The organism is Sphingobium sp. TomMM7A, assembly GCF_055397305.1.
In genome coordinates, this window is sequence record NZ_AP027311.1 from 1,138,729 (window position 1) to 1,157,162 (window position 18,434).

Sequence of the window (18,434 nt, forward strand, 5' to 3'; positions counted from 1 at the left end):
ATGATTGCGCAGATTGATCCTTTTCATGCCATCGCCATTGGGGTGGAGGCGCATCGGCTGGAGGCCGAGGGGCGGTCGATCCTGCATATGGAGTTCGGCCAGCCTTCGACCGGCGCGCCTGCCGCTGCGATTGCCGAGGCGCATCGGGTGCTGGACAGCGATCCGATGGGCTATTGGGAGAGCCCGGCGCTGAAGGAGCGGATCGCGCTGCTGTATCGGGAACGCTATGGCGTTGCGGTGGCCGCGGAGCAGATATTGCTGACCTGCGGCGCTTCGCCCGGCTTGGTGCTGGCGCTCAGTTGCCTGTTCGCGCCGGGCGCGCGCGTTGCGACAGCGCGGCCGGGCTATGTCGCTTATCGCAATACGCTGAAGGCGCTCTATCTCGAACCGGTCGAAGTGGATTGCGGGCCTGCCGAGCGATACCAGATCAGCGCGGCGGCGCTGGAGGCGATGGAGCCTGCGCCCGATGGCGTGATCATCGCGAGCCCGGCCAATCCGACGGGCACGATCATTCCTGCTGACGAAATGGCGCGAATCGCAGAGGTTTGTGCGCGGCGCGGGATCAGAATCGTGTCGGACGAGATTTATCACGGCCTCTCCTATGGCGAGGCGGCGCATTCGATGCTGGAGTTCGCGCCCGACACGGTGGTCGTGAACAGCTTTTCGAAATATTTTTCCATGGCCGGGTGGCGGCTTGGTTGGGTGGTGTTTCCGCAGGCGCTGGTCGAGGCGGCGCGGGCGCGGATGGGGAATTTGTTCCTGACGCCCCCTTCCCTCGCCCAGCATGCGGGGTTGAAGGCTTTTGACTGCCTCGATGAGCTGGAGGGGCATGTCGCGAATTATCGGCGGAACCGGGAGTTGCTGCTGGCGGCGCTGCCTTCGCTGGGGTTGAAGGAGATCGCGCCGCCGGATGGGGCCTTCTACATCTATGCAGATGTGGGGCATTTGACGGATGACAGCCTCGGCTTTTGCCAGCGGTTGCTGGAGGAGACCGGGGTGGCGACGGCGCCGGGTATCGATTTTGATCCGGTGGATGGGCACCGGCATATCCGCATCAGCTTTGCCGTGTCGACGGACAGGGTGGAGGAAGCGATCAGGCGGCTGGTGCCATGGTTTGGGGCGCAGCGGCAGCGGGTTTAGTTTTTTCCACTCGGAGGCGCGGAGGAAGTTCGGAAAGGTCTATGTCATCCCAACGAAGGTGGGGATCTCGTGAGGCTAAGCCGTGCCGTATCGCCCGAGATGCCAGCTTTCGCTGGCATGACGTAAAGTTGTTTATGACGTGAAGCTGTGGGGGTCTCTGCTCACGAATACGGCTGGGTGAATGTTGACTCGCTGTTTGATCCATTATGGATGGACCGCTGCCGATTAACTGGAATTGTCATCTTTTTGCGCTAGGGAAGCCCCGCGACCCGAGGCTTTTACCTGGTAAAAGTCCCCTTGGCCCGGCGGCTTCGTGCTGCCGGGTCATTCTTTTGTCGGTGGGGAGGATGGTGCGGGCGGTCGGAATCGAACCGACACTCCTTTCGGAACCGGATTTTGAGTCCGGCGCGTCTACCAGTTTCACCACGCCCGCGTGCATGGCCTGCCCGCGCCAAATGGCAAAATCAGCTGCCAGCGTCCAGACAAAAATCAGATCGCGTGCATGATAAGGCTGTCGGGCGGTTGCAGGGGCGGCTGTGCGCCGATAGCCTGCTTGCGTAACGAAACCGTACCGCTATAGGACCGTTTCGTGCAGACCTGAAAAATTCCTCCCAACGGAAAAGGGCATCCTTTGACCGATCCGTCTGCCACATTCCTGCTTTTCGGTGCCACCGGCGATCTGGCGCACCGCATGATCTTTCCGTCGCTCTACAATCTGCTTAGCGACGGTCTGCTGCCCGATGACTTCATGATCGTGGCGTCGGGGCGTACGGAGATGGATGACGAGGCGTTTCGCGCCGACATCGACAAGGCGCTGCAAAAGTTCGTCGGCGCTGATCGCTATGATGCGGAAGTCGCGGCGCGGCTGAAGGCGATGATCGGGTATGAGCCGGTCGAAGCGGGGAACCCGGAGCAATTCAAGAAGCTGGCGAAGCGGCTCGATGGACGGGCGGAGCGCGGGCTGTCGGTCTATCTTTCGACGCCCCCTTCCCTCTTCGCGCCCACGGCGCAGGGGCTGGCGGACGCGGGCCTCATCACACCGACGACGCGGATCGCGATGGAAAAGCCGATCGGCAAGGACCTCGCTTCTTCGAAGGAGGTCAATAACGGCATCGGCGCGTTGTTCGACGAAAGCCAGATTTTCCGGGTCGACCATTATCTGGGCAAGGAGACGGTGCAGAACCTGCTCGCCCTGCGCTTTGGCAATGTGATGTTCGAGCCGTTGTGGAACGCCACGGCGATCGACCATGTGCAGATCACGGTGGGCGAAACGGTCGGCCTCGAAGGCCGGGTTTCCTATTATGACGGCGTCGGCGCGCTGCGCGACATGGTGCAGAACCATGTGCTGCAAATTCTGTCGATCATCGCGATGGAGCCCCCCGCCCGTATGGACCCGACCGCCGTCCGTGACGAGAAGGTGAAGGTGCTGCGGTCACTGCGCCCGATGACGGCGGAGACGGTGAAGACCAACAGCGTACGCGGCCAATATACGCCGGGCGCGGTCGGCGGTGAGATCGTCACCGGCTATAGTGACGAATTGGGCAAGGCTTCCGACACCGAAACCTTCGTCGCGTTGAAAGCCCATATCGACAATTGGCGCTGGCAGGGCGTGCCTTTCTATCTGCGGACGGGCAAGCGGATGCCGACGCGCCAGTCGGAAATCCAGATTCAATTCAAGCCTGTGCGCCATTCGATATTCGGCCGCGACGGGCAACATTCGGGCGGCGGTTCGGGGCTAGAACCCAACACGCTGATCATCCGGCTTCAGCCCGACGAATATATCCGCCTGCTGATCATGAGCAAAAGGCCGGGGCTGGAGCGAGACGTTCATCTGGAAGAGGTGACGCTGGACGTGTCGCTGACCGCTGCCTTTGCCGGGCAGCGGCGGCGGATCGCCTATGAACGGTTGATCCTGGATCTGCTGGCGGGCGACCAGACGCTGTTCGTGCGCCGGGACGAGGTCGAAGCGCAGTGGACATGGATCGATTCCATCATCGACGGCTGGAAGGAAGCAGGGGTGAAGCCTTCGCCCTATGCTTCGGGGAACTGGGGGCCGTCTTCGGCCATTGCCCTGATTGAACGAGACGGAGCCAGCTGGCATGACTGATCTTCATCCGGTGATCGCGAAGGTCACCGAACGCATCGTAAAGCGGAGCGCGCCGCGCCGCCGCCAATATCTGGACCTGATCGAGCGGGGCCGCGACGCCGGGACCAACCGCGCGCAACTGTCCTGCGGCAACCTCGCCCATGGCTTTGCGGCGAGCGGCGAGGACAAGCCGGTGATCCGCACGGGCGGCGCGATGAATATCGGCATCGTCACCGCCTATAATGATATGCTGTCGGCGCATCAGCCCTATGGCCGCTACCCCGAAGCGATCAAGATCGCCGCGCGTGAGGTGGGCGCCACGGCGCAGGTCGCGGGTGGTGTCCCGGCGATGTGCGACGGCGTAACGCAGGGTCAGGCGGGCATGGACCTGTCGCTCTTTTCTCGCGACACGATCGCGCTGGCGACGGCGGTGTCGCTCAGCCATGCGATGTTCGAGGGTGCGGCGCTGCTGGGCATATGCGACAAGATCGTGCCGGGGCTGCTGATCGGCGCGCTGCGGTTCGGGCATCTGCCGACGATCCTGATCCCCGCCGGGCCGATGCCGTCGGGCCTCGCCAACAAGGAAAAGGTCCGCATCCGCCAGCTTTATGCCGAGGGGAAGGTCGGCAAGGATGAGCTGCTGGAGTCCGAAAGCGCCAGCTATCATGGCGCGGGCACCTGCACTTTCTACGGCACGGCGAACAGCAACCAGATGATGATGGAAGTGATGGGCCTGCACATGCCCTGCGCGTCCTTCGTCAATCCGGGTACAAAGTTGCGCAGCGAACTGACGCGGGCGGCGGTGCATCGGCTGGCCAGCATCGGTTGGGACGGCGATGATTACCGGCCGCTCGGCCATTGCATCGATGAGAAGGCGATCGTCAACGCCATCATCGGCCTGATGGCTACCGGCGGATCGACCAACCATGCGATCCATGTGCCAGCGATAGCGCGGGCGGCAGGGATCAGCGTCGATTGGACCGACTTTGCGGAAATTTCCGATGTCGTGCCGCTGCTGGCGCGGGTCTATCCCAACGGCGCGGGCGATGTGAATAATTTCAATGCTGCTGGCGGCATGTCCTTCGTCATCCGCGAGCTGCTGGACAACGGACTGCTGCACCGGGACATCATGACGGTCGCTCGGGCCGACCTGACCGATTATGGCAAGGAGCCGGTGCTGGAGGATGAAGCGCTGCAATGGCGCGACGTGCCGGTATCGCGCGATGACGCCATCCTGCGGCCGGTGACGAGCGCCTTCAGCCCTGATGGCGGCATGCGCCTGCTAGCGGGCAATCTGGGCCGCTGCGTCATGAAGGTGAGCGCGGTCGAGAAGGAACGCTGGACCATCGAGGCTCCGGCGGCTGTGTTCCACGATCAGGACGATGTCCTGCGCGCCTTTAAGGCGGGCGAACTGGAGCGCGACGTTGTTGTCGTCGTGCGCTTTCAGGGGCCGCGCGCGAACGGGATGCCGGAATTGCACAAGCTGACCCCGGCGCTGGGCGTATTGCAGGATCGCGGGTTCCGCGTGGCGCTGGTGACGGACGGGCGCATGTCGGGGGCTTCGGGCAAGGTGCCTGCTGCCATTCATCTGTCGCCTGAAGCGTTGGGTGGCGGGCCGATCGGCAGGCTGCGGGATGGCGACATAGTGCGGGTCTGTGCTGACAAGGGATTGATCGAGGCGCTGGTCGATACGGTTGAGTGGGACGCGCGCGAGATGCCCGTGCCGCCGCCGCCGCCCTATGACACGGGCCGCGAACTATTTGCGCTTTTCCGCCATCATAGTGATCTGGCGGAAAGCGGCGCGTCGCCGATTCTGGCTGCGATGGAAGCTGAATTATAATCCCCCACCCGTCATGCCAGCGCATTGCTGGCATCTCAGGCGAGAGGGCACGGCCCGGCCTTACGAGAACCCAGCTTGCGCTGGGATGACGCCATGATTGGAGTGGTCCTATGACCGACATCATCGCTGCCGACATTGGCGGTACAAATGCCCGCTTTGCTCGCGCCAAACTGAGCGCGCGGAACGTGCCCACATTGGGCAAGGTGCGGAAATACAAGGTTGCGGACTTTCCCAACCTGCAAGCCTGCTGGGCCGCTTTCGCGCATGATGAGGGCGGCAATCTGCCCAAGGCGGCATCGATCGCCTTTGCCACCGCGATCGGGCGCGATGTTATCAAGCTGACCAACAGCAGCTGGATGATCAGGCCCGACACGCTGGACGAGGAACTGGGCCTGAAGCAGATGCGGCTGGTCAATGATTTCGAAGCGGTAGCGCATGCCGTCGCGCGCCTGCCGGACGACAATCTGCCGCTGCTGTTCGGGCAGGACCGGCCTTTCCCCCGCGACGGCGGCGTTACGGTGGTGGGTCCGGGCACGGGCCTTGGCGTCGCGATGATCGCGTTCGACGACGGCGAGCCGCATGTGATCGCGACCGAAGGCGGACATATCGACTTCGCGCCGCTTGATACGCTGGAGGAAAAGATCCTCGCCTATCTGCGCGACAAATTCCTGCGCGTGTCTACCGAGCGGGTCGTGTCGGGGCCGGGCCTCAACAATATCTACAAGGCAATGGCGACCATCGGTCATGACCGCGTCATCCTGATGGAGGATGCCGAATTGTGGCAGGCAGCCATTGACGGCACGGACGAGTTCGCCCGGGCGGCGTTCGATCGCTTGTGCCTTTGCTATGGATCGGTCGTGGGCGACCTGGCGCTGGCGCAGGGGCCGAACGCGGTCGTGCTGGCGGGCGGACTGACGCAGCGGATGCGCGGCTTGCTGCCACAGAGCGGCTTTCATCGGCGCTTCGTCGCCAAGGGGCGGTTTGAAAGCCTGATGGCGACGGTGCCCATCCGCCTTGCCGTGCATGAAGAGATTGGACTTTACGGGGCGGCCGCCGCCTTTCGGGAGAAGAAATAATGTCGCTCAGCGTTGAACAGGTGATGGAGCTGGCGCCGGTCATCCCGGTGCTGGTGGTGGATCGGGTGGAAGACGCGCTGCCCATCGCGCAGGCTCTGGTTAAGGGCGGCCTGCCTGCGCTGGAAGTCACGCTGCGCACGCCCGCTGCGCTGGACGTGATCCGCGAGATGGCGAAGGTCGAGGGCGCGGTGGTCGGCGCTGGCACCGTGCTGAACCCGTCGCAACTGGACGCGGCAATGGAGGCAGGCGCGCGGTTCATCGTCAGCCCTGGCCTCACTGAACCGCTGGGCAAGGCGGCGATCGCGGCGCGGGTGCCGTTCCTTCCCGGAACGGCCACGGCGGGCGACATCATGCGCGGGCTGGACCTGGGCCTTACCCATTTCAAATTTTTCCCGGCGGAGACTTCGGGCGGGCTGCCCGCTTTGAAGGCGCTGGCCGCGCCCCTTCATGTCGCGCGCTTTTGCCCGACGGGCGGGATTACGGCGGAAAGCGCGCCGAAATGGCTGGCCGAACCCTTTGTGAAGTGCGTCGGCGGTAGCTGGGTCGTGCCCAAGGGGCCGGTCGATGCCGCGAAGATCGAGGCTTTGGCGCGTGAGGCTGCGGCGCTGCCGCGCTGACGTTTCGCGCTGCCGCCATTGCGCAGAGGGATTTCCCGCCCTAGATCAGCGCCATGATCCTGCGTAGGCTGCTCCCTTCCATCGCCCTTTTCCTTTCTGGCTGTGCCGGGACGCTGACGGGCTATCCTTCACTCGCCAAGCGGGCGGTGGAGAATGCGCCGGTGGGAGAAGCTCCGGCTGCTCCGGTGCCGGTTGAGGCCGAGCCGGCTTTGCGGGCGCAGGTTGACCGATTTGCGGCGCAGGCACAGGCGGGCAGTGCGGCGTTCGACAAGGCATGGCCCGGCGCGGATCGGGCAACGCGGGCTGCTGCGGGCGCGGCGGTGTCCAGCGAATCCTGGGTCGCGGCGCAGCTTGCGATCAGCGCGCTGGAGGCGGCGAGGAACGATAGCGTTTCGGCGCTCGCCAGTCTCGACACGCTTTATGTCGAGCGCAGCAATGCGCTGGCGGAGGACAAAGCCAAGGGTGGGGTGGAGCAGATCGATGCAGCGCGCAAGGTGGCGCTGGCGATCGTGGATGCGCAGAATGACCGGATCGATGCGGTTAAGGGGCGGCTGGCTCAGCCTTGAATTTTTGGGGCTACGCGAACGTTAGATTTCCGTTCGGGCTGAGCTTGTCGAAACCCTTTTCTGTTGTTCAAGAAAGTGAAGCCCTTCGACAGGCTCAGGGCGAACGGAGATGGTCGGGAGGCACCCTTTCCTTCATCCCTCCGCCTTCAACGCGCCCTTGTGCGCCTTTGCATTGTGGACATAGCGGTCAACGCCTTCGCGCATGTTGATCAGCGCTTCGTCGCTCAAATCGCGCACATATTTGGCGGGGCGGCCGGTCCAAAGCTGCCGGTGCGGGACTCTGCGGCCTGGCGCTAACAGCGCTCCGGCGGCCAGCATCGCGTCGCTTTCGATGACACAGCCGTTCATCACCACTGCGCCAAGACCAACAAAGGCGCGGTCCTTGAGTTCGCAGCCGTGGATCATCGCCATATGGCCGATCAGGACATCATCGCCGATGATCGTGGGCCAGCCATCCGGCTTGGCGGGATCGGGGCCGTCGCAGTGGATGACGCTGCCGTCCTGAATATTCGTGCGCGCGCCGATGCGGATAGCGTTGACGTCGCCGCGCACCACGCAATTATACCAGATGCTGCTATCCGGCCCGATCTCCACATCGCCGATGATGCGCGCGCCCGGCGCTATGAAAGCGCTGGGGTGGATGACCGGGGTCTTGCCGCCAAAGCTCAGGATGGTGGCGCCGGGATGATCGGCATGGGCGGCGTGCGGATGATCGGGCATGGCGTCAGGCTCCCAGCAGCCGCGCGGCGTGGAGCGCGTGATAGGTCAGAACGCCCGAGCAACCGGCGCGCTTGAACGCTAGCAGCGTTTCCAGCACCAGCGCGTCGCGATTGCCCACTCCCGCAGCGACGGCGGCTTCGATCATCGCATATTCGCCCGACACCTGATAGGCGAATACGGGCACCTCGAACCGGTCCTTCACCCGCGCGATGATGTCGAGATAGGGCAGGCCCGGCTTCACCATGACGCTGTCCGCGCCCTCCGCGAGGTCGAGTGCCACTTCGCGCAGCGCTTCCTCGCTGTTGGCCGGGTCCATCTGGTAGCTCTTCTTGTCGCCCTTCAGAAGGCCGCTGGAGCCGACCGCGTCGCGGAACGGGCCGTAAAAGGCGCTCGCATATTTGGCGGCATAGGCCATGATCTGGACATTGGCGTGGCCTTCTTCCTCCAGCGCCTCGCGGATCGCACCGACGCGGCCGTCCATCATGTCGCTGGGCGCGATGATGTCCGCGCCCGCCGCCGCCTGGTTCAGGGATTGGCCGATCAGCACGTCAATCGTGGCGTCGTTGATGACATAGCCTTGCTCGTCAAGCAGGCCGTCCTGGCCATGGGCGGTATAGGGATCGAGCGCGACGTCAGTGAGGATTCCGATGTCCGGCACTGCGTCCTTGATCGCGCGGATGGCGCGGCACATCAGGTTGTCGGGGTTAAGCGCTTCTTCCCCATCATCGCTGCGGCGATCGGCCTGCGTGTTGGGGAACAGCGCGAGACAGGGAATGCCAGCGTCGCGGGCTTCCCGCGCGCGGGCCACCATGCCATCGACCGACCAGCGCGAGACGCCCGGAAGGGACGCGATCGGTTCCTCCACCCCCTGCCCTTCCGTGACGAAGAGCGGCCAGATGAGGTCGCTCGGGTGCAGGCGATTTTCGGCGTGCAGCGCGCGGGTCCAGGCGGCGGCGCGGGTGCGGCGCAGGCGGAGCGCCGGATAAGAAGCGTGGGTCATCGGCGGGGTTTAGGCCGCCCGGACCGCCCGATCAAGGTTCCGCTGTGCCATGTCGGAGCTATGTAAGGATGCGCGCGGAACGAAAGCTCACCTTCTTGGCGAGATCCCACGATCCATCGCTGCGATAATACCAGGCCGCTAGACCCGCGATGCGGAGCGGGCGGGGACGAAACTCTGCCTTCAACTGATCAGCAAGTGCGCGAGCGAGCGATGGCTCCACCTTGTTTTGGACGGTGATGTGCAGGCGGGGACGCGCTTGATCCTGCGGGGTGAGCAAGCCGCGAAAAGCTTCGGCCAGTTCGTCCCGAATGGCGAGCAGGCCGTCACTATTAAGGCCGAACGCGACGCCCCGGCCGAGTAACATGACGCCGGTTATCATCGCGAGCGGCGACGGCGCGGCGCACAACCGCTTCATCCGGTCGCTCAGTTCAGGCAGCAGCGTCGGCGGCAGATGATGGAACAGCGAAATATGCGCGGGCACCTTGTTGCGTTCCGGCGGGAAATGGGCGCGGCGGAGGCCATCCGCCCAGGCGAAATCCTCCGCTCCCATAAGCGCCGTCAATAGGATCGGCGCGGTGCCCGTGCCTTCAGTCAGCCGGATGTTCCTTTAGCCATTGCAGCACCGGTTCCGGGCTCGTCTGGCCATAGGGATCGTCATCCTCTCCGATATCGTTGATGCCAGGCTCCTCGAACCATGCGACCACCTGGCCGTCATCGACCACCATGGCGTAGCGCCAGCTCCGGTCACCAAAGCCCAGATGATCCTTCTTCACCAGCATGCCCATACGGCGCGTGAAGTCGCCCGATCCGTCGGGCAGCAGCTTCACATTCTTGATGCCGAGATGCTTGCCCCACTGGTACATGACAAAGGAGTCATTGACCGAAATGCAGTAGACGTCATCCACTCCCAGCGCCCTGAAATCGTCGTAGAAGCGTTCAAAAGCAGGGCATTGTTCGGTCGAACAGGTCGGGGTGAAGGCACCCGGCAGCGAAAATACGACCACCCGCTTACCCTTGAACAGGTCGCCCGTCTGGACATCCTGCCAGCGGAAAGGATTGGGGCCGCCAACGCTTTCGTCGCGCACGCGGGTCTTCAGCGTTACATCAGGTATGGAACGTCCGAGCATTTCATCATCTCCCGGTCAGCATGCTTTCACGCAGTGAAACGCATCTATATGATGGTCGGCTACGTGGGCAAAGGCTTCAGGGAGGGGAAACTCATATGAGCACGTCACGATCCTTCAAATTCATCGCAATCGGCCTGCTGATCTGGAATTTGATCGGCGTGGCGGCCTTTGCCATGCAATATGGCGCTGATCTGGTGGCGCTGGCGAAAAGCGATCCCTACACCGCTCGCATCTTTACAGAGATGCCGGATTGGGCTTGGGCGGCCTATGCTGTTGCGGTGGGCGCAGGGACGGCTGGAGCCATGCTATTGTTGCTGCGGAAGGCGGCGGCAGTGGCGTTGTTCGCGCTGTCGATGGTCGCTGTCGTGGTGCAGTTTGGCTACAGCTTTTTGGGCACCGATTTGTGGGCGGTGAAGGGCGCACCGGCGGCGGTGTTTCCGGCGGCGATATTCGCCATTGCGGTTGGGCAGTGGCTTTATGCGATGCGGTTGAGGGCGACGGGTGTGCTGCGGTGAACTGGGCAGAGTAGGCGCTATTTCGGCCCCACCATCGTTCCGCGGCGGTCGTTCAGTCGCTTCATCCTTCCGTCATGCCAGCGGAGGCTGGCATCTCTCTCGATTGCTCTCGCCCTAGCCGGGGAGATCAGAGCGTTCGCTGGGATGACGAAAGAAATCGTTAGCGTTGCTCAAAGCTCTCCGCGCGCCCGACGGATTTCGAACCATTTGCGGACATTCTCATTATGCTGCTGGAGCGTGTCGGCAAAGATATGGCCGCCCTTTCCGTCAGCGACGAAATAGAGCGCCTTTGTTTCGGCGGGATGCAGCACGGCCAGGATCGACAGCTTGCCGGGATTGGCGATCGGCCCCTTGGGCAGGCCTGTCATCGCGTAGGTGTTATAGTCGTTAACCGCAGCGATCTCCGACTTCTTGATCCGGCGGCCGAGCGGCTTGCCCTTGGTGATCGGGTAGATGATGGTCGGGTCGGCCTGAAGCATCATCCCGGCTTTCAGGCGGTTGCCATAGACGCCCGCGACGGTAGGTCGTTCCGACGGAATAGCCGTCTCCTTTTCAACGATGCTGGCAAGGATGAGCGCCTCCTTGGGCGATTTCGCCACGCTGTTGGGCGCGCGTTCGGCCCATAGCTTGGCGAGAGTGCGCGTCATCGCGTCCTGCATGCGTTTGAGCACGGCGACGCGGCTTTCGCCCTTGTCGAACGCATAGCTGTCGGGAAGCACGCTGCCCTCGGCGGGGACCGAGACATCCCCGGTCAACTCGTCATTCGCCATCAGCCGTTCATGCACCATGATGGAAGGCATGCCCTCCGGAATGGTGACGAGGCGGGTCAACGTCTTGCCGCCTTGAAGGATCGAGAAAATGTCGGCGTTGCTGGCGCCCTTGGGGATCAGGAATTCGCCCGCCTTGATCGACTTTCCACGCCCGAACACCTTGGTCCGGGTGAGGAATGCGTCGGCGGAGCGCACCGCGCCCGCCTGTTTCAGAAGGACTGCGGCGTCCGCTACGGTCGCCCCATCAGGCACGATGACAGTGACGTCGCGCGGCGCAGGCCCCGCTTCAGTCCAGCCATAAACGAAGCGGAATGCCACGAAGGCGGCGACGGCCAGGCCGATCGCAAGGATAACCAGCCCGAACCGCCGCATGGCTCTATCCTCAGATCGCCTTCATGATGAGCGACGCATTGGTGCCGCCGAAGCCGAAGCTGTTGTTGAGGACGGCGCGCACCTTCCGCTCCTTGGCCACGTGCGGGACAAGATCGACGCCCGCGCAGCTTTCGCTCGGCTCATCAAGGTTGAGCGTGGGCGGTACGATCTGGTCGCGCATGGCGAGGATACAGAAGATGCTTTCCACCGCGCCCGCACCACCCAGAAGGTGACCGATCGCCGACTTGGTGCTGCTCATCGACATGGTCGAGATATTGTCACCGAACAGCCGCTTGACCGCGCCCAGCTCCAGCTCGTCGCCCAGCGGGGTCGAAGTGCCGTGCGCGTTCACATAGTCGATGTCCGCGAGGCTGAGGCCCGACTTCCTGAGCGCCATTTCCATCGAACGGTAGCCACCGCTACCCTCTGGATGCGGCGCCGTGACGTGATAGGCGTCGCCGGACAGGCCATAACCGATGACCTCGGCATAGATGTGAGCGCCGCGCTTCTTGGCATGCTCATATTCTTCGAGCACAACCACGCCCGCGCCTTCGCCCATGACGAAGCCGTCGCGGTTGACGTCATAAGGGCGGCTCGCCTTTTCCGGCGTATCGTTGAACGCGGTCGAAAGAGCGCGCGCCTGGGCGAAACCGGCAATGCCGATCGGGCAGATCGCGCTTTCCGCGCCGCCCGCCAGCATGACGTCGGCGTCGTCCATCGCGATCATGCGCGCGGCGTCGCCAATCGAATGCGCGCCGGTCGAGCAGGCAGTGACCACCGCATGGTTGGGACCCATGAGGCCATATTTGATCGAGACCTGACCGGAAATCAGGTTGATGAGGCGGCCGTGGACGAAGTGGGGGGAAACCCGGCTCGGCCCCTTGTTGGCCAGCACCAGCGATTCGCTTTCGATGCCCGGCAGGCCACCGATCCCCGACCCGATCGAGCAACCGGCGCGCAGACGCTCTTCCTCGCTCATATTGTCGAGGCCCGCATCGCGCAGCGCCTGGCTGGCGGCGGAAATGCCATAGACGATGAAAGGATCGACCTGCCGCTGGATCTTGTGATCGACATCCAGGCTCGGATCATAGCCATATTCATGGTCCGCGGGCTTCACTTCGCAGGCGATGCGGCACTTATATTCGCTGGCGTCAAAGCGCGCGATCGTCGCGGCGCCGGACTTCGAAGCAAGGATGTTCTTCCAGGTAGTTTCGACATTCCCGCCAAGCGGGCTCACCATGCCGAGGCCGGTTACGACAACGCGACGCATATATCTGCTCCGAAAATCTTCATAGGTTTGGGCCGCTCCTTAGCTGCTTCGAGAGCGCTTGTGAACGGTGCACCAGATACGAAAAGGCTCCCCAAGACCGGATTCGCCGGACAGGAGGAGCCATTTCCTTCAAAAGACGCAGGCAGCCGACCCCCGGTCAGCCGCACAACATTCTTACTGCTTGCTGTCGATATAATCGATCGCGTCCTTGACGGTGCCGATCTTCTCAGCTGCGTCGTCGGGGATTTCCACGCCGAATTCTTCTTCGAACGCCATCACCAGCTCAACGATGTCGAGGCTGTCTGCGCCCAGATCATCGATGAAGCTTGCATCCTCGGTCACCTTTTCGGCTTCGACGCCCAGATGTTCGACGACGATTTTCTTAACGCGATCCGCGGTCTCACTCATGAGTGGTCCTTTTTACTGGGTATCGTTGAGGTTGTGAATATTTGTTAAGGCATGCCCTAGAGGCAAGCCCCGACGGAGGCAAGAGGCAAGAAAAGATCGAAACGCATGATTCCCGCCCTTCCATGCGCCTGAATGGCACAAGGCCGTCCAATTGCGATGGATGAGTGGCCGCTTTCTGCCTCTTTCAAGGTTCAGATCATCGCCATGCCGCCATTAACATGCAGGGTCTGGCCAGTGACGTAGCCTGCCTCACGGCTGGCGAGATAGACAACCGCAGCACCGATATCCTCGCCTGTGCCGAGGTCGCCTGCGGGAATCTTCTGAAGGATGGCGCCCTTCTGCGCATCATTGAGCGCGTCGGTCATTGCCGAGCGGATGAAGCCGGGCGCGACGCAGTTGACGGTGATGCCCCGGCTCGCCAGTTCCTGGCCCAGCGACTTGGACATGCCGATGATGCCCGCCTTTGACGCGGCATAATTGGCCTGACCGGGATTGCCGGTGACGCCGACGATCGAGGTGATCGAGATGATGCGGCCGAAGCGCGCCTTCATCATCGGCTTGGCAGCGGCACGGGCAAGGCGGAAGGCGGCTTCCAGATTGACCGAGATGACGTCCGACCACTCATCATCCTTCATCCGCATGATGAGGTTGTCGCGGGTAATGCCGGCATTGTTGACGAGAATGTCGATCTTGCCGCCGAGCGCTTCCACGGCCTGAGCCACGAGGCCGTCGACTGCTGCGGGATCGGACAGGTTGCAGACCAGCGTCTTGTGATCGCCGCCCAACTCAGCAGCGAAAGCCTTGAGCTTTTCCTCATTGCTGCCCGAAAGCGCGAGCGTCGCACCCTGCGCCGCGAGCGACCGGGCGATCGCTGAACCGATGCCACCCGAAGCGCCAGTCACCAGCGCGGTCATGCCTGTCAGATCGAACATAGCTTTTTATCCTTATCTTAGAGAGCGGCGAGGGTGGCTTCGATGTCGTCCATGGTGACGACGCTGCGGACAGTGGCATCGGGGGCGATGCGCTTGACCATGGGGCCGAGCACCTTGCCGCCCAGTTCGACGAACTCGGTCACGCCCGCGTCCCACATGGCGGCGACGGATTCGCGCCAGCGGACGCGGCCGGTTACCTGTTCGACCAGGCGGCGCTTGATCTCGTCGGGGTCTGCGATCGGTGCGGCGAGGACGTTGGCATAGACGGGGAGCAGCGGGGTGTTGATGGGGGCCTTAGCCAGTGCCTCGTCCATCGCTTCCGCAGCGGGCTGCATCAACGGGCAATGGAAGGGCGCCGAAACGGGGAGCAGCACGCCGCGCTTGATGCCATGGTCCTTCACCAGAGCAACGGCGCGCTCGATTGCGCCGCGATGGCCGGAAATCACCACCTGGCTCGGATCATTGTCGTTTGCGACGGTGCAGACTTCGCCTTCCGCCGCCGCGTCCGCCAGTGCCTGCGCCTTTTCGATGTCGGCGCCAAGCAGGGCCGCCATCGCGCCCTCCCCCACCGGGACGGCCGCCTGCATCGCTTGGCCGCGCAGCTTTAGAAGGCGCGAGGTCGTGCCGATGTCGAAGGCTTCCACGGCGCACAGAGCGCTATATTCGCCAAGGCTGTGTCCGGCGACGAAATCGCCCTTTTCCGCCAGCGAGAAGCCGCCCTCGCGCTGCATCACCCGCAACGTCGCCAACGCATTGGCCATGATCGCGGGCTGCGCATTTTCGGTGAGGGTGAGGTCACTTTCGGGGCCTTCCACCATGATGCGGAACAAATGTTGCGACAGGGCGTCATCGACCTCCTGAAACAGTTCCTTCGCGGCCGGGCTCGCTTCGGCCAAAGCCTTACCCATACCAACCGACTGGCTACCCTGCCCCGGAAACAGAAATGCCCTCATCATTCACCTTCTGACGCAAGGACGCCTGCAAAAGCGCCGTTTTTCAACATCGTTACACTTTGAGACACAAATGCCGTTGAGACATCAGGTCCCTTTCGGCAGTTTCCCTGACTGGACCGCCTCAACCCCCAAGGTGGCGTCCCTTTAACGACGACGGAGTGCAAGGAAAAGGTGCGATATCGCATTGGCTGGATCAGCGGGACGGCTTTGACGCTCTCGGCTTGCGCGGCAGGGCCTGACTATCGGGCGCCGCAACCGGCTGCATTGGGTGTGCCGGGCAGCTACTACACCGATCCTGTGAGCGGCGCTCTGAGCGAGGCGGATCTGGCAAGCTGGTGGACCCGGCTGAACGATCCGGTGCTGACAGGGCTGATAAATCAGGCGGTGGCCAGCAACCTGGACATCGTGCAGGCGCAGGCGCGGTTGCGGCAGGCACGGGAGTCGCTGGCGCAGGCGCGGGCGGCTTTCCTGCCGCAGGTCAACGCGTCGGGTTCTGGCGGACGGAATTATTCCAATCGTAGCGGCAGCACGCGCGTCATCGACGGCAATGTCGTATCCACCGGATCGGATAAATGGAGCAGCAGCTATTCGCTGGGTGCGAATGCGAGCTGGCAGATCGACCTGTTCGGGGAGTTGGCCCGGTCGGCTGAGGCTGCGCGCGCGGATCTGGCCGCGTCCGGCTATGACCTTGCCAATGTGCGACTGACCATCATAGCCGAACTGGTGACCAACTATATTCAGGCACGGCAGGCGCAGGAGCAGTTGCGCATCGCCCGCGAAACCCAAGCCATTCAGCAGGATAACTACAACATCGCCAACTGGCGGCTTCAGGCTGGGCTGGTTTCATCACTCGATGAGCAGCAGGCCCGCGCCCAGCTTGCCCAGACGAACACGGCGATCCCGCAGCTGGAGGCGAGCCTGCGCGGCAGCCTGAATCGCATTGCCGTGCTGACCGGGCAAGCGCCTGGTGAAGCGACGCGCGTGCTGGAAGCCCCTGCCCCGATCCCGGTTGCTTCTACCATGATCGCTACCGGCATTCCCGCCGATACGCTGCGCCAGCGGCCCGACGTCCGCGCGGCTGAGAGGAATTTGGCGGCGGCGACAGCGCGGATCGGCGTGGCGCAGGCGCAGCTTTACCCGTCATTGGGGATCAGCGGCAATATCGGCTCCAACGCAACCAGCATCAAAAGCCTGTTCGACATCATCACCGGCGGCGTCTTTGCCAATGTCGCGCAGGTCATCTTTGATGGGGGACGGCTAGCGTCCCAGGTCCGATCGCAAGGGGCCGCTACGGACGCTGCTTTCGCCGCCTATAAGCAGAGCGTGCTGACCGCGCTTGAGGATGTCGAAAATGCCATGGCGTCCCTGAACAGCGCCCGCCAACGCAAGGCCGAGCTCGCCACCGCCTTCGATGCGTCGAACAATGCCGCCCTTCTAGCGCGCAGCCAGTATCAATCTGGGCTGATCGATTTTCAGACGCTTTCCAACACCGAAACGACGCTGTTGAACGCGCGCAACAGCCTTGCGGCTGCGCAAGCCGATGAGGTCCTTGCCATCGCCCAGCTTTATAATGCGCTGGGTGGCGGCTGGCAGAATATGGACAACCGCCCCAATGAGTAAAGATGTGAGCACGGACAAGGATCTCGACGAATTTCTCGGCGCGCGTCCCGAAAAACCCTGGCGCAAATGGGTGGTTCGGGGCGTGGTGGCGCTGGCGCTGCTGATCCTTATCCTGCTGCTTGCCCGCTGTTTTTCAGGCGAGGACAAGCCGAACTTCGCCACGCGGGAGGTGCGGCGCGGCGACTTGACGGTGACGGTGTCGGCCACCGGCAATTTGAAGCCAATCAATCAGGTGGATGTGGGCTCTGAACAATCGGGCAAGATCACGCGCGTCTATGTCGATGTGAATGATCGCGTGACGAAGGGGCAGCGGCTGGCTGAACTCGATACGCGGCGTCTAGTGGATTCGGTCACCCAGAACCGGGCGCAGGTGGCGGCGTCGCAAGCCAGCGTAAGTCAGGCGCAGGCGCAGGTTGCGCTCGCCAAGGCGACGCTCGACCGGCAATTGAACGTCTTCCGCCTGTCGGGTGGGCGTGTGCCTGCCAAGACGGAGTTGGATGCGGCTCGTGCTGATTATCAGTCCGCCTTAGGCAATTTGCGCGCGCAGCAGGCCCAGGTCAGTGTGTCACGGGCCCAGCTTGCGACGGCGCAGACCAATCTTTCCATCGCGCAGATCGTGTCGCCGGTGACCGGCGTCGTCCTGTCCCGCGCCATTGAACCCGGTCAGACGGTGGCCGCGTCCTTCAATGCCCCTGTGCTGTTCACCATCGCCGAGGACCTGACCAAGATGGAGGTCGAAGTCGCGGTCGACGAAGCCGATGTCGGTCAGGTGAAGGAAGGGCAGGCGGCGACTTTCGCCGTCGATGCCTTTCCCGGAAAGAGCTTTCCCGCTCGGGTGACGCGGGTCAATGTCGGCTCCAACGCTTCGAGCAGTTCGTCATCCTCCTCATCGGGAAGCAGCACAACGGCCAGCACGGCTGGAACGGTGGTGGCATACACGGCGGTGCTAGGCGTCGATAACAAGGATGAGACGCTGCGCCCCGGCATGACGGCGACAGCCGACGTGGTGACGCAGCAGCTGAGCAACGTCCTGCTGGTTCCCAACGCCGCATTACGGTTCAAGCCGAGCACGGGCGCCGGTCAGGGTGGCGGCATCACCAGCCAAATCGTGCCTAGCTCTCGCCGCTTCCGCCGTGGCGGCGCCAACCGGCAGGTCAGCTTCGGCATCGGCAGTAGCCAGACCGTTTATGTCGTGGGAGAGGACGGGAATCCCAAGGCCGTGCAAGTGACCGTCGGCGCCAGCGACGGCGCGCGTACGGCGATCACCGGCGGCGCGTTAAAGCTGGGGATGCGGGTCATCACGGGCCAGTTGGCGGCAGGGCAGGAACCGCCTTCGGAGGACACGAACGGTGGCGGCCAGCGGCGTGATCGTTCTGGCGGCGGCGAACAGCGCGGCACCGGACGGCAGAGCGGAACCTGACA

Annotated in this window: 18 protein-coding genes and 1 tRNA gene; 9 read left to right on the forward strand and 10 right to left on the reverse strand. The window is 63.1% G+C overall.

Annotation, left to right across the window (positions count from 1 at the left end; translation table 11 throughout):
* Entirely contained in the window at positions 1-1,140 is a 1,140-nt protein-coding gene (locus ACZ5ZH_RS05755; protein WP_464772460.1) for an aminotransferase class I/II-fold pyridoxal phosphate-dependent enzyme, read from the forward strand.
* A 348-nt stretch (positions 1,141-1,488) separates the two neighbouring features.
* Here ACZ5ZH_RS05755 and ACZ5ZH_RS05760 read toward each other — a convergent pair.
* Positions 1,489-1,573, reverse strand: a tRNA-Leu gene (locus ACZ5ZH_RS05760).
* Between the two features lie 198 nt (positions 1,574-1,771).
* Between ACZ5ZH_RS05760 and zwf the strand changes: the two genes are divergently transcribed.
* The 5 genes from zwf to ACZ5ZH_RS05785 all read left to right on the forward strand — a co-directional run bounded on the left by zwf (position 1,772) and on the right by ACZ5ZH_RS05785 (position 7,325).
* Positions 1,772-3,247 (forward strand): glucose-6-phosphate dehydrogenase, encoded by a 1,476-nt coding sequence (zwf, locus tag ACZ5ZH_RS05765; protein WP_464772461.1) that lies wholly within the window; start codon positions 1,772-1,774, stop codon positions 3,245-3,247.
* On the forward strand, positions 3,240-5,066 hold the full coding sequence (gene edd / locus ACZ5ZH_RS05770; protein ID WP_464772462.1) for a phosphogluconate dehydratase: 1,827 nt from the start codon (positions 3,240-3,242) through the stop codon (positions 5,064-5,066). Before zwf ends, edd begins: the two co-directional genes overlap by 8 nt.
* Positions 5,067-5,176: 110 nt before the next feature.
* Positions 5,177-6,142 (forward strand): glucokinase, encoded by a 966-nt coding sequence (gene glk / locus ACZ5ZH_RS05775; protein ID WP_449473133.1) that lies wholly within the window; start codon positions 5,177-5,179, stop codon positions 6,140-6,142.
* Complete coding sequence (gene eda, locus ACZ5ZH_RS05780; RefSeq protein ID WP_449473134.1) at positions 6,142-6,759, forward strand: bifunctional 4-hydroxy-2-oxoglutarate aldolase/2-dehydro-3-deoxy-phosphogluconate aldolase; 618 nt, start codon at positions 6,142-6,144, stop codon at positions 6,757-6,759. The genes glk and eda overlap by 1 nt, the downstream gene beginning before the upstream one ends.
* A 53-nt stretch (positions 6,760-6,812) precedes the next feature.
* Positions 6,813-7,325 carry a hypothetical protein gene (locus ACZ5ZH_RS05785; protein WP_464772463.1) on the forward strand — a complete coding sequence of 171 codons (513 nt, stop codon included), beginning with the start codon at positions 6,813-6,815 and terminating at the stop codon, positions 7,323-7,325.
* Positions 7,326-7,457: 132 nt separating this feature from the next.
* On the opposite strand, the gene ACZ5ZH_RS05790 is transcribed toward ACZ5ZH_RS05785, so the two are convergent.
* From ACZ5ZH_RS05790 to ACZ5ZH_RS05805, 4 genes are read right to left on the reverse strand one after another with little or no spacing between them, the layout of a single operon-like run.
* Positions 7,458-8,045, reverse strand: coding sequence for a gamma carbonic anhydrase family protein (locus ACZ5ZH_RS05790; protein WP_464772464.1), 588 nt, complete (start codon positions 8,043-8,045; stop codon positions 7,458-7,460).
* 4 nt (positions 8,046-8,049) lie between these two features.
* A complete protein-coding gene (hemB, locus tag ACZ5ZH_RS05795; protein WP_449473137.1) occupies positions 8,050-9,045 on the reverse strand; it encodes a porphobilinogen synthase in 996 nt (331 codons plus the stop codon).
* A gap of 58 nt (positions 9,046-9,103) precedes the next feature.
* Positions 9,104-9,595 carry a 2'-5' RNA ligase family protein gene (locus ACZ5ZH_RS05800; RefSeq protein WP_464772465.1) on the reverse strand — a complete coding sequence of 164 codons (492 nt, stop codon included), beginning with the start codon at positions 9,593-9,595 and terminating at the stop codon, positions 9,104-9,106.
* Between the two features lie 37 nt (positions 9,596-9,632).
* Positions 9,633-10,172: a peroxiredoxin gene (locus tag ACZ5ZH_RS05805; RefSeq protein WP_460986003.1), complete on the reverse strand. Its 540-nt coding sequence runs from the start codon at positions 10,170-10,172 to the stop codon at positions 9,633-9,635.
* A gap of 95 nt (positions 10,173-10,267) precedes the next feature.
* On the opposite strand from ACZ5ZH_RS05805, the gene ACZ5ZH_RS05810 reads away from it, so the two are divergent.
* The gene (locus ACZ5ZH_RS05810; RefSeq protein ID WP_464772466.1) at positions 10,268-10,687 is read left to right on the forward strand and encodes a sugar transporter; all 420 of its coding nucleotides are present in this window, start codon (positions 10,268-10,270) and stop codon (positions 10,685-10,687) included.
* Positions 10,688-10,857: 170 nt separating this feature from the next.
* Here ACZ5ZH_RS05810 and mltG read toward each other — a convergent pair whose 3' ends face one another.
* From mltG to fabD, 5 genes are all read right to left on the reverse strand, one after another.
* The gene (mltG, locus tag ACZ5ZH_RS05815) at positions 10,858-11,829 is read right to left on the reverse strand and encodes an endolytic transglycosylase MltG (RefSeq protein ID WP_460986005.1); all 972 of its coding nucleotides are present in this window, start codon (positions 11,827-11,829) and stop codon (positions 10,858-10,860) included.
* Positions 11,830-11,839: 10 nt separating this feature from the next.
* A complete protein-coding gene (fabF, locus tag ACZ5ZH_RS05820; protein ID WP_449473145.1) occupies positions 11,840-13,099 on the reverse strand; it encodes a beta-ketoacyl-ACP synthase II in 1,260 nt (419 codons plus the stop codon).
* Positions 13,100-13,273: 174 nt separating this feature from the next.
* Positions 13,274-13,507, reverse strand: a complete 234-nt coding sequence (locus ACZ5ZH_RS05825; protein ID WP_006950224.1) for an acyl carrier protein — start codon at positions 13,505-13,507, stop codon at positions 13,274-13,276.
* Positions 13,508-13,698: 191 nt separating this feature from the next.
* Entirely contained in the window at positions 13,699-14,439 is a 741-nt protein-coding gene (gene fabG, locus ACZ5ZH_RS05830) for a 3-oxoacyl-[acyl-carrier-protein] reductase (RefSeq protein WP_464772467.1), read from the reverse strand.
* Between the two features lie 17 nt (positions 14,440-14,456).
* The gene (fabD, locus tag ACZ5ZH_RS05835; RefSeq protein ID WP_464772607.1) at positions 14,457-15,392 is read right to left on the reverse strand and encodes an ACP S-malonyltransferase; all 936 of its coding nucleotides are present in this window, start codon (positions 15,390-15,392) and stop codon (positions 14,457-14,459) included.
* A 171-nt stretch (positions 15,393-15,563) separates the two neighbouring features.
* Here fabD and ACZ5ZH_RS05840 point away from each other — a divergent pair, with 171 nt between their 5' ends.
* A complete protein-coding gene (locus ACZ5ZH_RS05840) occupies positions 15,564-17,012 on the forward strand; it encodes an efflux transporter outer membrane subunit (RefSeq protein ID WP_464772468.1) in 1,449 nt (482 codons plus the stop codon).
* Complete coding sequence (locus ACZ5ZH_RS05845) at positions 17,005-18,432, forward strand: efflux RND transporter periplasmic adaptor subunit (protein WP_464772469.1); 1,428 nt, start codon at positions 17,005-17,007, stop codon at positions 18,430-18,432. Before ACZ5ZH_RS05840 ends, ACZ5ZH_RS05845 begins: the two co-directional genes overlap by 8 nt.
* Positions 18,433-18,434 lie beyond the last annotated feature (2 nt).

What these genes read in the sequence shown, in the direction of transcription:
- ACZ5ZH_RS05755 (WP_464772460.1), top strand. Translation starts at nt 1, where the DNA reads ATGATTGCGCAGATTGATCCTTTTCATGCCATCGCCATTGGGGTGGAG.
- edd (WP_464772462.1), top strand. Translation starts at nt 3,240, where the DNA reads ATGACTGATCTTCATCCGGTGATCGCGAAGGTCACCGAACGCATCGTA.
- glk (WP_449473133.1), top strand. Translation starts at nt 5,177, where the DNA reads ATGACCGACATCATCGCTGCCGACATTGGCGGTACAAATGCCCGCTTT.
- eda (WP_449473134.1), top strand. Translation starts at nt 6,142, where the DNA reads ATGTCGCTCAGCGTTGAACAGGTGATGGAGCTGGCGCCGGTCATCCCG.
- ACZ5ZH_RS05785 (WP_464772463.1), top strand. Translation starts at nt 6,813, where the DNA reads ATGATCCTGCGTAGGCTGCTCCCTTCCATCGCCCTTTTCCTTTCTGGC.
- ACZ5ZH_RS05790 (WP_464772464.1), bottom strand. Translation starts at nt 8,045, where the DNA reads ATGCCCGATCATCCGCACGCCGCCCATGCCGATCATCCCGGCGCCACC.
- hemB (WP_449473137.1), bottom strand. Translation starts at nt 9,045, where the DNA reads ATGACCCACGCTTCTTATCCGGCGCTCCGCCTGCGCCGCACCCGCGCC.
- ACZ5ZH_RS05800 (WP_464772465.1), bottom strand. Translation starts at nt 9,595, where the DNA reads ATGGGAGCGGAGGATTTCGCCTGGGCGGATGGCCTCCGCCGCGCCCAT.
- ACZ5ZH_RS05805 (WP_460986003.1), bottom strand. Translation starts at nt 10,172, where the DNA reads ATGCTCGGACGTTCCATACCTGATGTAACGCTGAAGACCCGCGTGCGC.
- ACZ5ZH_RS05810 (WP_464772466.1), top strand. Translation starts at nt 10,268, where the DNA reads ATGAGCACGTCACGATCCTTCAAATTCATCGCAATCGGCCTGCTGATC.
- mltG (WP_460986005.1), bottom strand. Translation starts at nt 11,829, where the DNA reads ATGCGGCGGTTCGGGCTGGTTATCCTTGCGATCGGCCTGGCCGTCGCC.
- fabF (WP_449473145.1), bottom strand. Translation starts at nt 13,099, where the DNA reads ATGCGTCGCGTTGTCGTAACCGGCCTCGGCATGGTGAGCCCGCTTGGC.
- ACZ5ZH_RS05825 (WP_006950224.1), bottom strand. Translation starts at nt 13,507, where the DNA reads ATGAGTGAGACCGCGGATCGCGTTAAGAAAATCGTCGTCGAACATCTG.
- fabG (WP_464772467.1), bottom strand. Translation starts at nt 14,439, where the DNA reads ATGTTCGATCTGACAGGCATGACCGCGCTGGTGACTGGCGCTTCGGGT.
- fabD (WP_464772607.1), bottom strand. Translation starts at nt 15,392, where the DNA reads ATGAGGGCATTTCTGTTTCCGGGGCAGGGTAGCCAGTCGGTTGGTATG.
- ACZ5ZH_RS05845 (WP_464772469.1), top strand. Translation starts at nt 17,005, where the DNA reads ATGAGTAAAGATGTGAGCACGGACAAGGATCTCGACGAATTTCTCGGC.